At 63.3% G+C, this 14,363-nt stretch carries 10 protein-coding genes; 4 read left to right on the top strand and 6 right to left on the bottom strand.

Going from position 1 to position 14,363, the window contains the following annotated elements:
• Nucleotides 1-122 precede the first annotated feature (122 nt).
• Nucleotides 123-2,522 (top strand): sensor domain-containing diguanylate cyclase, encoded by a 2,400-nt coding sequence (locus PVZ80_RS28570; RefSeq protein WP_103331029.1) that lies wholly within the window; start codon nucleotides 123-125, stop codon nucleotides 2,520-2,522.
• Nucleotides 2,523-2,582: 60 nt separating this feature from the next.
• Here the strand turns inward: PVZ80_RS28570 and dacB are convergent, their stop codons facing one another.
• Entirely contained in the window at nucleotides 2,583-4,043 is a 1,461-nt protein-coding gene (gene dacB, locus PVZ80_RS28565) for a D-alanyl-D-alanine carboxypeptidase/D-alanyl-D-alanine endopeptidase (RefSeq protein ID WP_273864874.1), read from the bottom strand.
• 233 nt (nucleotides 4,044-4,276) lie between these two features.
• Here dacB and PVZ80_RS28560 point away from each other — a divergent pair, with 233 nt between their 5' ends.
• Entirely contained in the window at nucleotides 4,277-4,621 is a 345-nt protein-coding gene (locus tag PVZ80_RS28560; RefSeq protein WP_007932191.1) for a YggL family protein, read from the top strand.
• 233 nt (nucleotides 4,622-4,854) lie between these two features.
• Here the strand turns inward: PVZ80_RS28560 and PVZ80_RS28555 are convergent, their stop codons facing one another.
• The gene (locus PVZ80_RS28555) at nucleotides 4,855-6,045 is read right to left on the bottom strand and encodes a benzoate/H(+) symporter BenE family transporter (protein WP_124313037.1); all 1,191 of its coding nucleotides are present in this window, start codon (nucleotides 6,043-6,045) and stop codon (nucleotides 4,855-4,857) included.
• 299 nt (nucleotides 6,046-6,344) lie between these two features.
• On the opposite strand from PVZ80_RS28555, the gene PVZ80_RS28550 reads away from it, so the two are divergent.
• The gene (locus tag PVZ80_RS28550; protein WP_007932193.1) at nucleotides 6,345-7,109 is read left to right on the top strand and encodes a GntR family transcriptional regulator; all 765 of its coding nucleotides are present in this window, start codon (nucleotides 6,345-6,347) and stop codon (nucleotides 7,107-7,109) included.
• Nucleotides 7,110-7,286: 177 nt separating this feature from the next.
• Here the strand turns inward: PVZ80_RS28550 and guaD are convergent, their stop codons facing one another.
• From guaD to xdhA, 4 genes are all read right to left on the bottom strand, one after another.
• Complete coding sequence (guaD, locus tag PVZ80_RS28545) at nucleotides 7,287-8,591, bottom strand: guanine deaminase (RefSeq protein ID WP_273864873.1); 1,305 nt, start codon at nucleotides 8,589-8,591, stop codon at nucleotides 7,287-7,289.
• 24 nt (nucleotides 8,592-8,615) lie between these two features.
• A complete protein-coding gene (gene xdhC, locus PVZ80_RS28540; RefSeq protein WP_053268569.1) occupies nucleotides 8,616-9,458 on the bottom strand; it encodes a xanthine dehydrogenase accessory protein XdhC in 843 nt (280 codons plus the stop codon).
• Between the two features lie 130 nt (nucleotides 9,459-9,588).
• Nucleotides 9,589-11,988 carry a xanthine dehydrogenase molybdopterin binding subunit gene (gene xdhB, locus PVZ80_RS28535; protein WP_198919975.1) on the bottom strand — a complete coding sequence of 800 codons (2,400 nt, stop codon included), beginning with the start codon at nucleotides 11,986-11,988 and terminating at the stop codon, nucleotides 9,589-9,591.
• The gene (gene xdhA, locus PVZ80_RS28530; RefSeq protein ID WP_198919976.1) at nucleotides 11,981-13,435 is read right to left on the bottom strand and encodes a xanthine dehydrogenase small subunit; all 1,455 of its coding nucleotides are present in this window, start codon (nucleotides 13,433-13,435) and stop codon (nucleotides 11,981-11,983) included. Before xdhA ends, xdhB begins: the two co-directional genes overlap by 8 nt.
• 268 nt (nucleotides 13,436-13,703) lie before the next feature.
• Here xdhA and PVZ80_RS28525 point away from each other — a divergent pair, with 268 nt between their 5' ends.
• The gene (locus PVZ80_RS28525; RefSeq protein ID WP_009047920.1) at nucleotides 13,704-14,363 is read left to right on the top strand and encodes a GntR family transcriptional regulator; all 660 of its coding nucleotides are present in this window, start codon (nucleotides 13,704-13,706) and stop codon (nucleotides 14,361-14,363) included.

The following is a 14,363-nucleotide window of genomic DNA, read 5'->3' as shown; positions in this document are numbered from 1 at the left end:
GATTGGATCCACAGAGCCTTGATTTTCAAGGCTCTTTGCTCTAGCCAAATTAGTGGCGAATAGCTATAACTCAATGCAAGCCCATGTGACGCTCATGTTCGCTGGCGTTATGAGTTTTGCTTATGTCGTTGCACTCGGTACGCCCGAAAATCTTGGGCTTCATCAGCGAAGACGTGTCGGCCTGGCTGGTCGCGCTACTGGTATTGCTGTTTGGCTGTGTATTGACCGGGCTGCTGGCCTGGTCGACCCTCAATCTGTATCAGCAGCAGTTGCGCCAACGCTTCCAGCTGTTGGCCAGCGAACGTTATAGCCGCATCGAAGAGCGCTTCGAAGACCAGGAGCAGCGCCTGGATGGTCTCAAGCGCTTCTTCATCAATTCCGGTACGGTCTCGCGCCAGGACTTCGACGGTTACACCAAACCTCTCTTGCATCGGACCCAGGCCTACGCCTGGGCGCCGCGCGTCAGCCGCGCCGAGCGTGCGTCGTTCGAGCGCATGGCGCAGGAGCAGGGGGCGCCGGATTATTTCATTGCCGACCTGAATGCCGAGGGCAAGCTGCAGCGAGCCGCCGAGCGCGATGAGTACATACCGGTGCTCTACAGCCAGACCCAAAGCCCGCTGGGCTCGCCCCTGGGGTTCGACCTGCTGGCCCAGCCGATGCGTCGCGATACCCTCGAACGGGCGCGGCAGCGCGGGGGCGTGGCGGTTTCACAGCCGGTGCGCTTGGTCGGAGTCGAGCCTTCCTACGCGCGCGGCATCATCCTGGCGACTCCGGTCAGCCTGCGCACCGATGTGGCCCTGTCGACCCCCGAGCCATACGGTTATGTGATCGCGGTGATCAGCATGCGCCAACTGGTGGTCGATGGCCTGCCCGAGCAGAGCCAGGACAACCTGTTCGTGCAGATCATCGACCTGTCGACCGCCGAGTCGTACGGCAAGCTCTATGAATCGAGCAACGGCCCGGGGGACAGCCCGTTGGCGGTGAGCCGGGTGCTGAGCCTGGCCGATCATGATTACCAGGTGAACATCCGCCCCAGCGCGGTGTTCCTCCAGGCCAACCATTCTTCGGTGTCCAGCCAGGTGATCCTCGGCACGCTGCTCAGCCTGCTGCTCAGCGCCTTGCTGTATGTCCTGGTCAGCCAGCGGCAGCGCGCGCTGCGGCTGGTGGAACAGCGCACCGAGGAGCTGCGGGTCCGGGAGCAGGAATTGCGCGGCACCCATGGGCAGCTGCGCAGCGTGCTCAATGCGGCGACCCAGGTAGCGATCATCGCCACGGACCTGCGGGGTGTGATCAGCACCTTCAATGCCGGCGCCGAACATATGCTCGGCTACAACAGCGCCGAGGTGGTGGGCCACCTGACCCTGGAAAGCCTGCACCTGCCCGCGGAGCTGAATGCGCGCGCGCAAGCCCTCAGCCAGCGTTACGGCCGGCAGATCCCGATGTGCCAGGCGATGCTGGTGGACGGTTCCGAAGAGCGTGGCGAGGAAACCCGCGAGTGGACCCTGGTGCGCCGCGATGGCAGCCACCTGGTGGTGAACATGCTGGCCACCCCGGTCCTGGACGATCACGGTTTATGGGTCGGGCACCTGGCCATCTGCATCGACATCACCGAACGCAAGCGGGTCCACGAGGCGCTGGCGGCCCGCGATCGCCTGCTGAAGAAACTCAGCGCCCATGTGCCCGGCGCTATCTACCAATTCCAGGTGGATGCCGAAGGCCATTCCAGCTTCAGCTACGTCAGTGACGGCATCCGCGACATCTACGAGATCGATCCGCAGCAGTTGCAGCGCGATGCCAACCCGGTGTTCGAGCGTATTCACCCGGACGATGTGGCCCGGGTGCGTGGCTCGATCTGGACTTCGGCGCGCAACCTCAGCCCCTGGCGCGAGGAGTATCGGGTGCAGTTGCCACAGCGCGGCCTGCGCTGGGTGCGTGGCGAGGCGACCCCGGAAAAGCTGGCGGGGGGTGGAGTGCTGTGGCATGGCTATCTGTCGGACATCTCCGACCTCAAGCGGGTCGAGGAGGAGTTGCGGGCCCTGTCGGTCACCGACTCGCTGACTGGCATTCACAATCGCCGCTATTTCCAGGAGCGCCTGCAGACGGAAATGGCGCGGGTCGAGCGCGGGGTGGGCAATCTGGCGGTGATCATGCTGGATATCGACCACTTCAAGCGGATCAACGACCAGCATGGGCATGCCATCGGCGACATGGTGCTGCGCGGTGTCTGTGAGCGCATCAGCCTTCGTCTGCGCCGCACGGATGTGTTTTGCCGCTTGGGCGGCGAAGAGTTCATGGTGCTGTGCCCGGACACCGATGGCCAGCAGGCCTATGTCCTGGCCGAGGAGCTGTGGCGCGGGCTGCGCAGCTCGCCGATCGATGGCGTGGGCATTGTCACGGCCAGTTTCGGCATCGCCAGTTGGCGGGAGCACGAAGGGGCCGACGGGCTGTTGCTGCGGGCGGATTCCGGGGTCTATGCGGCCAAGCAGGCAGGGCGCGACCGGGTCCAGGCCGAGATGGCTTGAGGCTAGTGGGGCAGAGGAGCGAGGTGGCGCGGGGTTGCCGCGCCACCTGCAAGTGACGGCTTACAGGGTCGAAGCGGTGTCTGCCAGTTTCGGCTGGCGATACAGATCCAGCAGCACCTGGTCGAGCACCGAGGACGCGCCCCATGGCTTAGGATCGTTGAGGATCGCCACCACGGCCCAGGTGTTGCCGTTGCTGTCGCGGCTGTAGCCGGCGATGGCGCGCACGGTGTTCAGGGTCCCGGTCTTCACGTGGGCTTCACCGGACATGGCGGTGCGCTTCAGGCGCTTGCGCATGGTGCCGTCCATGCCGGCGATCGGCATCGAACTGATGAACTCCGCCGAGTACGGGCTTCTCCAGGCCGCTTGCAGCATGGAGGCCATTTCCCGGGCGCTGACCCGTTCGGCACGGGACAAGCCTGAACCGTTCTCCATCACCAGATGCGGCGCGGTGATGCCTTTCTTGGCCAGCCACTGACGCACCACCCGTTGCGCTGCCTTGGCATCGTCGCCATCGGCTTCGGTGCGGTATTGCGCGCCGAGGCTGAGGAACAGCTGCTGGGCCATGGTGTTGTTACTGTATTTGTTGATGTCGCGGATGATTTCCGCCAGGTCCGGCGAGAAGGCCCGGGCCAGCACCTTGGCGCTGGATGGCACGGCGGCCAGGCGGTCCTTGCCCTGGATGCTGCCGCCCAGTTCCTTCCAGATGGCGCGTACGGCGCCGGCGGTGTAGGTCGCGTGGTCAAGCAGCGACAGGTAGGTCTGCGAGCTGCAGCCGTCGCCCAACTGGCCGTTGACGGTCACGGTGACGCCGCCGTCCGCCTGCGAGACCGGGTTGTAGCGAACGTTGCCGGTGCACTGTTTACCGCCGACGGCCTTGACCTGATTGTCGATGCGAATGCTGGCAATCGGCGGTTCGACGGAAATCAGCACCTTGCCCGAGTCATTGCGCGCCACGAAGCGCAGGGCCTTGAGGTTGACCAGCAGCGAGTCGGGCTTGACCAGGAACGGCTTGTTCTCGTCATTGCCGTCGTCGTTGAACTGCGGCAGTTGCGGCTGCACGAAGAAGTTGCGGTCCAGCACCAGGTCGCCGGTCACTTGCTGCACACCGTTGGCCCGCAGGTCGCGCATCAGCAACCAGAGTTTTTCCATGTTCAGCTTGGGGTCGCCGCCGCCCTTGAGGTACAGGTTGCCATTGAGGATGCCGCCGCTCAGGGTGCCGTCGGTATAGAACTCGGTTTTCCACTGGTGGGTCGGGCCGAGCATTTCCAGGGCGGCGTAGGTGGTGACCAGTTTCATGGTGGAGGCCGGGTTGACCGACACGTCAGCGTTGTAAACGGTGGCCGTGCCCGGGCCGTTGAGCGGGATCATCACCAGCGACAGGGCGTTGTCTTGCAGTTTGCTGGCCTTGAGGGCCTGTTGAACCTTGGGCGAAAGGGTGGTGTTGACGGGGGCTGCGGAAACGGAAATGGCCAGGGGCAGAAGAAGACCGGCAAGAAAAAGTGGGCGCAAAGATTTGATCATGTGAAGTAAAACCCTACAGCCGAGGGGAGAAAAGACGAGGGCATGACGATAAATTCCCTCAGTGGTCACGAAAGTGTCGGCATTATGCCCCAAGGTATAGCGGCTTGTGCCGTGCCGCGTCGGGCGAATCCGCTATTTTTTTCCCAATGGCCGGCCAAGGCCCTCATAGAGTCAGGCAATCGGTTGTTTAAACTGGTAAAGTGCCGCCCGTTATTACTTATGAGGATTGTTCCATGGCCACTAACCGTTCCCGCCGTCTGCGCAAAAAACTGTGCGTAGATGAATTTCAGGAGCTGGGTTTTGAGCTGAACCTGGATTTCAAAGAAGATCTGGCCGAAGAGGCTATTGACGCTTTCCTCGACGCGTTCCTCAAAGAAGCGATGGAAGCCAACGGCCTCGGCTATGTTGGTGGCGATGACTTCGGCCTGGTTTGCCTGAGCAAACGCGGTTCGGTCAGCGAAGAGCAACGTGCCAAGGTCGAAGCCTGGCTCAAGGCCCGCACCGAGCTGACCAGCGTTGAAGTCAGCCCGCTGCTGGATGTCTGGTACCCGGAAAACTCGATCAATCCGGTAGCCTGATGTGCTGAGTCGGTGGCCCGTCCGGGCTACCGACTCACGGCTGTCGCTGTACAGCCTTCATCTATTTATTCCCCCCGCAGAACCTTTATATGCCTCGGGCCTGTTTCCCGGGATTTCGCGTGGGCGGGTTGTAGCCGCTGCCGTAGGCTGCGATAAGCCCGAAGGGCTTCAGCGATCCTGAGGCCTTGCGCACCCTTCGGTCGCGATCGCAGCCTGCGGCAGCGGCCACAGGCTTATTCGTTGTTCCAGTTCAGGATCACCAGGGTCAGCACGCCGGCCACGATTCCCCAGAACGCCGAGCCGACGGAAAACAGGGTCAGGCCCGAGGCCGTCACCATAAAGGTGATCAACGCTGCCTCGCGCTCCTTCACCTGGCTCATGGCGATGCTCAGGCCGTTGATGATCGAGCCGAACAGCGCCAGGGCGGCGATCGACAGCACCAGCTCCTTGGGCAGTGCCGCGAACAAGGCCGCTAGGGTGGCGCCGAAGATCCCGGCGATGCCATAGAAAATCCCGCACCAGACCGCCGCGGTGTAGCGCTTGTTGCGGTCCTCGTGGGCATGGGGGCCGGTGCAGATCGCCGCGCTGATGGCCGCCAGGTTGATGCCGTGGGAGCCGAATGGCGCCAGCAGCAGGGAGGCGATACCGGTGGTGGTGACCAGCGGCGAGGCCGGCACGTTGTAGCCGTCGGCGCGCAGTACTGCGACCCCGGGCATGTTCTGCGAGGTCATGGCCACCACGAACAGCGGGATGCCGATGCTGATGGTCGCCGCCAGGGAGAAGTGCGGAGTGGTCCACACCGGTGTGGCGACTTCCAGGTGGAACTGGCTGAAGTCCAGCAGGCCCATCACGCCGGCCAGCGCGGTGCCGATCAACAGCGCGGCGAGCACCGCGTAGCGTGGTGACAGGCGCTTGACCAGCAAGTAGCTGAAGAACATGCCCAGCACCAGGCCAGTGCGGTGCTGCGCCGCGACGAAGATCTCGCTGCCGATCTTGAACAGGATGCCCGCCAGTAGCGCCGCGGCGAGCGAGGCCGGAATGCGCTTGACCAGGCGTTCGAAGCTGCCGGTCAGGCCGCAGATGGTCACCAGCACCGCGCAGGTGATATAGGCGCCGATGGCTTCGCCGTAGCTCACCCCGGACAGGCTGGTGATCAACAGCGCGGCGCCGGGGGTCGACCAGGCGACGGTGATCGGGGTGCGGTAGCGCAAGGACAGGCCGATGCTGCACACGGCCATGCCGATGGAGATGGCCCAGATCCAGGAGGAAATCTGCCCGCTGCTCAGCCCCGCGGCCTGTCCGGCCTGGAACATCAGCACCAGGGAGCTGGTGTAGCCGGTCATCATGGCGATGAAGCCGGCGACTACGGCCGAGGGCGAAGTATCGGCCAGGGGGCGTAACGGCGCGAGGGAGGCGTCGGACATGGAGCACTGTTCCTTGTTCTGATGAAGATATCTGCCACCCGAAAGCCCGGAGCAGGGGCGTTGGGTGACGAAAGCAGGGGCCAAGCCTAAACGTAAAAGTAACTATTCATTGCAATACAGCCAGGGCGGCAAATGGCCGTACAGTCGTTGCGACAGGCGCTGGACCATAGAGTTATTGCGAATAAACCCTATGGGTTGTGTACAATGTGCCATTGTTTTTACGCGATACTTGTCAGCGACCCACTGTGCCGTATTACAGTCACGGTCAATTCGCCGCAGTTCTCCCGACTCGAGTGCCCATGAACGAACAGTTGCAACCCCTCAAGAAACAACCGCGAGCAGGCAAGGCCGGTCGCAGCGGGACCCAGGACGATATTGTCTACGCGCATATCTTCGAGGCCATCCTCGAACAGCGCCTGGCGCCCGGCACCAAGTTGAGCGAAGAGGCGCTGGGGGAAATTTTCGGGGTCAGCCGTACCATCATTCGTCGTGCGCTGTCGCGCCTGGCCCATGAAGGCGTGGTGCTGCTGCGGCCCAATCGCGGCGCGGTAGTGGCCAGCCCGAGTGTCGAGGAAGCCCGTCAGGTGTTCATGGCGCGCCGGCTGGTGGAGCGGGCGATCACCGAACTGGCGGTGCAGCATGCCACGGCCGAGCAGCTTGCCGAGCTGCGGCAGATGGTCAACGACGAGCGCGACAGCTTCTCCCGCGGCGATCGCGGCGCCGGTATCCGCTTGTCGGGCGAGTTCCACCTGAAGCTTGCCGAAGCGGCGAAGAATGCCCCGCTGATCAGCTTCCAGCGCAGCCTGGTGTCGCAGACATCGCTGATCATCGCCCAGTATGAAAGCGGCAACCGCTCGCACTGTTCCTACGACGAGCACACCCAGTTGATCGACGCCATCGAGGCCCGCGACGCGGAGCTGGCGGTGACCCTGATGATGCATCACATGGATCACATCGACAGCAAGCTCAACCTCGACGAAGAAAGCGCCTCGGACGACCTGCACGCGGTGTTCTCGCACCTGCTGCAAACCAAGAAGCCGGGCCGTTCTCCCGCCAAGCTGTAACGCCATCTCTCTGTAGGAGCGAGCTTGCTCGCGATAGCCGCGAAGCGGCGACCTGTCTGCCAAGACGCGTCATCGTTGGCGATCTTTTCGCGAGCAAGCTCGCTCCTACAGGGTTTACAGCAGGTAAAAAAATCCCCCGCCCCAGAATCTGAGGCGGGGGATTTTTCGTTTTCGGGATTAGCGCTGGTGCACCAGATTACCCGCGGCATAGGTCTGCGCCACGGTGCGGTCGTCGCCCAGGGTCATCAGCACGAACAGGGTCTCGGCGATGCTCTTGGACTGCTTCAGGCGATAGCTCAGCAGCGGCGTGGCGTTGTAGTCGAGCACCAGGAAGTCGGCGTCGGTGCCCGGCTGCAAGGTGCCGATCCGCTCTTCCAGGCGCAGTGCGCGGGCGCCGCCGAGGGTGGCCAGGTACAGCGACTTGAACGGGCTCAGCCGTGCGCCCTGCAGCTGCATGACCTTGTAGGCTTCGTTCAGGGTCTGCAGCAGCGAGAAGCTGGTGCCGCCGCCGACGTCGGTACCGAGGCCGACATTCAGTTTGTGTTTCTCGGCCATCGGCAGGTTGAACAGGCCGCTGCCGAGGAACAGGTTCGAGGTCGGGCAGAAGGCCACGGCCGAACCGGTCTGCGCCAGGCGCGCGCATTCGTCGTCGCACAGGTGCACGCCGTGGGCGAACACCGAGCGTTCGCCCAGCAATTGGTAGTGGTCGTACACATCCAGGTAGCCCTTGCGCTCCGGGAACAGCTCCTTGACCCATTCGACTTCCTGCAGGTTCTCGCTGATGTGGGTCTGCATGTACAGGTCGGGGTACTCACCGAGCAACTGGCCGGCGAGGGTCAGTTGTTCCGGGGTGCTGGTCGGGGCGAAACGTGGTGTCACCGCGTAGTGCAGGCGACCCTTGCCGTGCCAGCGCTCGATCAGCGCCTTGCTTTCCAGATAGCTGGATTCGGCGGTGTCGGTCAGGTAGTTGGGAGCGTTGCGGTCCATCATGACCTTGCCGGCGATCATCCGCAGGTCGAGTTTCTCGGCCGCTTCGAAAAAGGCATTCACCGATTGCGGATGCACGCTGCCGAAGACCAGGGCGGTGGTGGTGCCGTTGCGCAGCAGTTCCTTGATGAAAATCTCCGCCACTTCCTCGGCATGGGCCTGGTCGGCGAACTGGCTTTCGCAAGGGAAGGTGTAGGTGTTGAGCCAGTCCAGCAACTGCTCGCCATAGGCACCGACCATGCCGGTCTGCGGCAGGTGGATATGGGTGTCGATAAAGCCTGGGGTGATCAGCGCATCCTGGTAGTGAGTGATCTCGGTATCGGGGGGCAAACTGGCGAGCAATTCGCTGGCGTGGCCGAGGGCACTGATCTGGCCGTTGTCGACCACCAGCAGGCCATCCTCGAAATACTCGTAGGAGGCTTCGATGCCGACCTCGGCGGGGTCGGCGATGCTGTGCAGGATGGCGGCACGGTAGGCTTTGCGAGTCAGAGGCATGAGGCAGTCTCGGTTCGTGGCTTTTTAATGGGAGGCATGGCTGCGGCGCGAGGCCGGCAGCAGTTTGGCAATGGGTTCGGCGCGGACGCTGTGCTGGCCGAAATTGGCGTTATAGGTGGCGATGATTTCACCGGCGATGGAGATGGCGATTTCCACAGGCAGTTTGCCTTTGACCTCGCCCAGCCCCATCGGGCAGCGCATGCGTTGCAGCACGCTGTTGTCGAAGCCGCGCTCGCGCAGGCGGTGTTCGAACTTCACCCGCTTGGTCTTCGAGCCGATCAGGCCGAAGTAGGCGAAGTCGTTGCGCTTGAGAATCGCGGCGGTGAGTTCCAGGTCGAGCTGGTGATTGTGGGTCATGACGATGCAGTAGCTGCCGGCGGGCAGGTCGTCGATTTCATCGACGGGCTCTTCACTGACGATCTTGCGCACGCCCAGGGGGATCTGCTCGGGGAATTCCTGTTCCCGTGAGTCGATCCAGCGCACCTTGCACGGCAGGCTGGCGAGCAGCGGCACCAGGGCGCGGCCGACATGGCCGGCGCCGAAGACCGCGATCTGCGCCTGGACCTGGCCCATGGGTTCGAACAGCAACACGGTCACGCCGCCGCAGCACTGGCCGAGGCTGGCGCCCAGGCTGAAGCGCTCCAGGTGGGTATCCTGCTTGCCGCTGGCGAGCATTTCGCGGGCGATCTGCATGGCCTTGTATTCCAGGTGGCCGCCGCCGATGGTGTCGAAACTCTGGGTGGCGCTGATGACCATCTTCGAGCCGGCATTGCGTGGCGTCGAACCCAGCTCTTCGATGATGGTCACCAGCACGCAGGGTTCACCGCGGGTTTGCAGGTCGGCGAGGGCGCTGATCCAGTTGTACATGTTTCACCTCAACATCGCTGTTGTCTGTTCGGCCATCATCGCGGGCAAGCCTCGCTCCTACAGGTTATGCGTCGTTCGCGTGTCACCTGTTCGTAGGAGCGAGGCCTGCCCGCGATGGGCGCACCTCGGTCTAGAGCGGCGCCAGTTCAGACTCGGCCTCGACGGCCTTGGTCACCTTCAACTGGCGCATCTGCTCGCAGCCCCACAACACCCGCTCCGGCGTGGCCGGCGCGTCGATCCTTGGCTGGTGCCGGTAATCGCCAAGGCTGGCCACGGCATCCTTGATCGCGCACCAGACAGCGATGCCGAGCATGAACGGCGGCTCGCCCACGGCCTTGGAATGGAACACCGTGTCTTCCGGATTCTTGCGGTTTTCCACCAGCTTGACCCGCAGGTCCAGCGGCATGTCGGCCACCGCCGGAATCTTGTAGCTGGCTGGGCCGTTGGTCATCAATTTGCCCTTGGCGTTCCACACCAGCTCTTCCATGGTCAGCCAGCCCATGCCCTGGATAAAGCCGCCTTCCACCTGGCCGATGTCGATGGCCGGGTTCAGCGAGGCGCCGACGTCATGCAGGATGTCGGTGCGCAGCATCTTGTACTCGCCGGTCAGGGTGTCGACTATCACTTCGGCGCAGGCGGCGCCGTAGGCGAAGTAGTAGAACGGCCGGCCACGGGCCTGGGCACGGTCGTAGTAGATTTTCGGAGTCTTGTAGAAGCCGGTGCTGGACAGCGAGACCTGGGCGAAATAGGCCTGCTGGATCAGCTCCTCGAAGCTCAGGATCTGGTCGCGGACCCGCACATGGCCGTTGTGGAATTCCACATCTTCCTCGCTGACCTTGTACTGCCGGGCAGCGAACTCCACCAGGCGTTTCTTGATGGTTTCGGCGGCATTCTGCGCGGCCTTGCCGTTCAGGTCGGCGCCGCTGGAGGCGGCAGTCGGCGAGGTGTTGGGCACCTTGTCGGTGTTGGTTGCGGTGATCTGCACCCGGTCGATTTCCACCTGGAACACTTCGGCCACCACCTGCGCCACCTTGGTGTTCAGGCCCTGGCCCATTTCCGTGCCGCCGTGGTTCAGGTGGATGCTGCCGTCGGTGTAGACATGCACCAGCGCGCCGGCCTGGTTGAGGAAGCTAGCGGTGAAGGAAATGCCGAATTTCACCGGGGTCAGCGCCAGGCCCTTTTTCAGGATCGGGCTGTTGGCGTTGTAGCGGCGGATCGCTTCGCGACGCTCGGCGTACTGGCTGCTGGCTTCCAGCTCGGCGGTCATTTCTTCGAGCATGTTGTGCTCGACGGTCTGGTAGTAGTGGGTGACGTTGCGTTCGGTCTTGCCGTAGTAGTTGGCCTTGCGTACGGCCAGCGGGTCGAGCGCCAGATGGCGGGCGATGGCGTCCATCACTTCTTCGATGGCGACCATGCCTTGTGGGCCGCCGAAGCCACGGTAGGCGGTGTTCGACGCAGTGTTGGTCTTGCAGCGATGGCCGTTGATGGTGGCGTCGCCCAGGTAGTACGAGTTGTCGGCGTGGAACATCGCCCGGTCGACGATCGAGGCCGACAGGTCCGGCGAGCAACCGCAGTTGCCGGCCAGCTCCAGCTGGATGCCGTGCAGGCGCCCGGTGCTGTCGAAGCCGACGTCGTACTCGATATAGAAGGGGTGGCGCTTGCCGGTCATCAGCATGTCTTCGACCCGCGGCAGGCGCATCTTGGTCGGCTGGCCGGTGAGGTGCGCGATCACCGCGCACAGGCATGCCGGGCTGGCGGCCTGGGTTTCCTTGCCGCCGAAACCACCGCCCATGCGGCGCATGTCGACCACGATCTTGTTCATCGACACGTCCAGCACCTCGGCCACCAGCTTCTGCACTTCGGTGGGGTTCTGGGTCGAGCAGTAGACGATCATGCCGCCGTCTTCGGTGGGCATCACCGAGGAGATCTGGGTCTCCAGGTAGAAGTGTTCCTGGCCGCCGATGTGCAGCGTGCCCTGCAGGCGATGCTCGGCGCTGGCCAGGGCTTTGGCCGAGTCGCCGCGCTGGTGGGTGTGGCTGTCGAGGACGAAGTGGCGCTTGCGCAGGGCTTCGACCACGTCCAGCACCGGCTCCAGGTCCTCGTATTCGATGAGCGCGGCCATGGCCGCCTTGCGCGCGGTTTCCAGGTCGCGGGCGGCCACCGCCAGCACCGGCTGGCCGACGAACTGCACATCGTCGATGGCCAGCAGCGGGTCGCCGGGCAGCAGCGGGCCGATGTCTTTCAGCCCCGGAATGTCCTTGTGGGTGATGACGATACGCACGCCGTCGAAGGCGTAGCAGGGCGCGATGTCGATGCTGAGGATCTTCGCGTGGGCACGGTCCGAGAGGCGCGCATACACATGCAGCTGGTTGGGGAATTCCAGCCGGTCATCGATGTACACCGCTTCGCCGGACACATGCTTGGCGGCGCTGTCGTGCTTGACGCTGCGCCCGACGCCGGTGGCCAGATCCTGTTGAAACAGGGCGCTCAGTTCGGCTTGAGTCTTCTCGACTTTGTGATGATTAGACATAAGCGGTCACCCGGGTCTCGATGTGCGGTGTTTGCAGTTCGATGAAGTATTTGCGCAGCAGGTTCTGGGCGCTGAGCAGGCGGTATTCCTTGCTGGCGCGGAAGTCCGAAAGCGGAGTGAAGTCCTCGCCCAGGGCAGCGCAGGCACGTTCGACTGTGGCCTCGCTCCAGGGCGCGCCGAGCAGCGCGGCTTCACAGTGCTTGGCGCGTTTCGGGGTGGCGGCCATGCCGCCGAAGGCCACGCGGGCGTCGGCGATCACGCCGTTTTCGATGCGCAGGTTGAAGGCCGCGCAGACCGCGGAAATATCGTCGTCCAGGCGCTTGGACACCTTGTAGGCACGGAACAGCTGCTGGGCGCTGGCCCGCGGCACGATGATCTTCTCGATAAACTCGCTTTCCTGGCGCGCGGTGACGCGGTAGTCGATGAAATAGTCTTCCAGGGCCAGGATGCGACGGGTGTTACCTTTGCACAGGACGATCTGCGCGCCCAGGGCGATCAGCAAGGGTGGCGAGTCGCCAATGGGCGAGGCGTTGCCGATGTTGCCGCCCAGGGTGCCCTGATTGCGGATCTGCAGCGAGGCGAAGCGTTGCAGCAGTTCGCCGAAGTCCGGGTACTCGGCCTTGAGGGCGTCGTAGCAATCGGAGAGGGCGGTGGCGGCGCCGATTTCCAGGCGGTCGTCGAAGCGTTCGACGCGTTTCATTTCGGCGACGTTGCCGACGTAGATCATCACCGGCAGCGGGCGGTGGAACTGGGTGACTTCCAGCGCCAGGTCGGTGCCGCCGGCCAGCAGCCGGGCTTGCGGGTAGGCGTCATACAGGTCGGCCAGGTCGGACACGGTCAGCGGTACCAGGCAACGTTTGTCGCCACTGTTCAGCTCGCCGGTGTCGCTGGGGGCGATGGCTTTCAGGCGCGCGATGGTCTCGGCTTCGCGGGCGTCGAACTGGTCAGGCTGCTTGTTGCAACAGGCCTGCTCGGCGGCGGCGAGGATCGGACGGTAGCCGGTGCAGCGGCACAGGTTACCGGCCAGGGCTTCATGGGCCTTGTGCGAGTCGGGTTGCTCGGAGTTCTTCTGCAGGGCGAACAGCGACATGACGAAGCCCGGCGTGCAGAAGCCGCACTGCGAGCCGTGGCACTCGACCATGGCCTTCTGCACGCTGTGCAACTGGCCCTGGTGCTTGAGGTCTTCGACGCTGATCAACTGCTTGCCGTGCAACGACGAGACAAAGGTCAGGCACGAGTTGAGGCTGCGATAACGGATGTGCTCCGCGCCCGTGTCATCGGTGTGCAATTCGCCGACCACCACGGTGCAGGCGCCACAGTCGCCACTGGCGCAGCCTTCTTTGGTGCCGGGCTTGCCCAGGTGCTCGCGCAGATAGTTGAGCACCGTCAGATTCGGGTCCAGGCTGTGCTCGCTACGGAGTTCCTGGTTGAGTAAAAACTGGATCACGGAAGGCCTCGCAGACTCATTATTATTGGTAACCGACGTGGGCCGAATTTAGTCATGTCTGACTTTTCGGTCAATTAATTTCTGACCTAAGGGTCAAGAAATTGCTTTTTGCCGATCAACAAGCGCTTTCAAACAGTATTGACCCTCCCGGGCCGCAGTGCTTTTTGCTTATTCCGTGCCAAATTCAGGCCCTTGGGCACTCCGCCATGAGGTAGCAATTGCGCTACACTGCGCCGCTTGTACCGATCTAAGAGTTTGAAGGAAAACCATGACGTTCAAGGCGCCGGACAGCCTCGCCGAGCAAATCGCTCACCACCTCGCCGAACGCATCATTCGCGGCGAGCTCAAGCCTGGGGAGCGCATTCAGGAACAGAAGGTCACGCTGGCCCTCAACGTCAGCCGCGGCTCGGTCCGCGAGGCCCTGCTGATCCTCGAACGCCGTCACCTGATCGCCATCCTGCCGCGTCGTGGCGCCCATGTGACCGAACTCACCCCGCACAAGGTGCAGAGCCTGTGCACCCTGATGAGCGAGCTGTACATCCTGCTGGGCAACTCGGTGGCCAACGGCTGGGAACTGCAAGCCGACATGGCGCCGTTCCTGCAGATCCAGCAACGGCTGATCGCCGCCTACGAGCGCCAGGACATCCGCAGCTTCGTCGAAGACAGCTTCAACGTGATGCGCGCCGCTTACCCATTCGCCAACAACCCGTACCTGCAGGAAACCGTCGAGAACCTGCAGCCGGCGATGAGCCGTGCCTATTTCCTGGCCCTGGAGCAGCGCAAGGCGGAAATGAGCGAATTCCTCGACCTGTTCGAGCAACTGCTGGCCGCCGTGCTGGCCCGTGACCTGTCGACCATCCGCCTGGTGTTGACGGCCTATGCCCGGCGCAGTTGCGACCTGGTAGTCGCCGCCTTGACGGTTGCCTGA

The sequence above is a fragment of the Pseudomonas sp. B3G-3 genome (assembly GCF_028640915.1).
GTDB lineage: Bacteria > Pseudomonadota > Gammaproteobacteria > Pseudomonadales > Pseudomonadaceae > Aquipseudomonas > Aquipseudomonas chlororaphis_I.
Note: the sequence above shows the minus strand (reverse complement) of the source record. Positions and strands in the feature narration are given on the sequence as shown.

Coding starts and splice junctions, on each gene's coding strand:
- PVZ80_RS28570 (WP_103331029.1), top strand. CDS start 123: ATGTCGTTGCACTCGGTACGCCCGAAAATCTTGGGCTTCATCAGCGAA.
- dacB (WP_273864874.1), bottom strand. CDS start 4,043: ATGATCAAATCTTTGCGCCCACTTTTTCTTGCCGGTCTTCTTCTGCCC.
- PVZ80_RS28560 (WP_007932191.1), top strand. CDS start 4,277: ATGGCCACTAACCGTTCCCGCCGTCTGCGCAAAAAACTGTGCGTAGAT.
- PVZ80_RS28555 (WP_124313037.1), bottom strand. CDS start 6,045: ATGTCCGACGCCTCCCTCGCGCCGTTACGCCCCCTGGCCGATACTTCG.
- PVZ80_RS28550 (WP_007932193.1), top strand. CDS start 6,345: ATGAACGAACAGTTGCAACCCCTCAAGAAACAACCGCGAGCAGGCAAG.
- guaD (WP_273864873.1), bottom strand. CDS start 8,591: ATGCCTCTGACTCGCAAAGCCTACCGTGCCGCCATCCTGCACAGCATC.
- xdhC (WP_053268569.1), bottom strand. CDS start 9,458: ATGTACAACTGGATCAGCGCCCTCGCCGACCTGCAAACCCGCGGTGAA.
- xdhB (WP_198919975.1), bottom strand. CDS start 11,988: ATGTCTAATCATCACAAAGTCGAGAAGACTCAAGCCGAACTGAGCGCC.
- PVZ80_RS28525 (WP_009047920.1), top strand. CDS start 13,704: ATGACGTTCAAGGCGCCGGACAGCCTCGCCGAGCAAATCGCTCACCAC.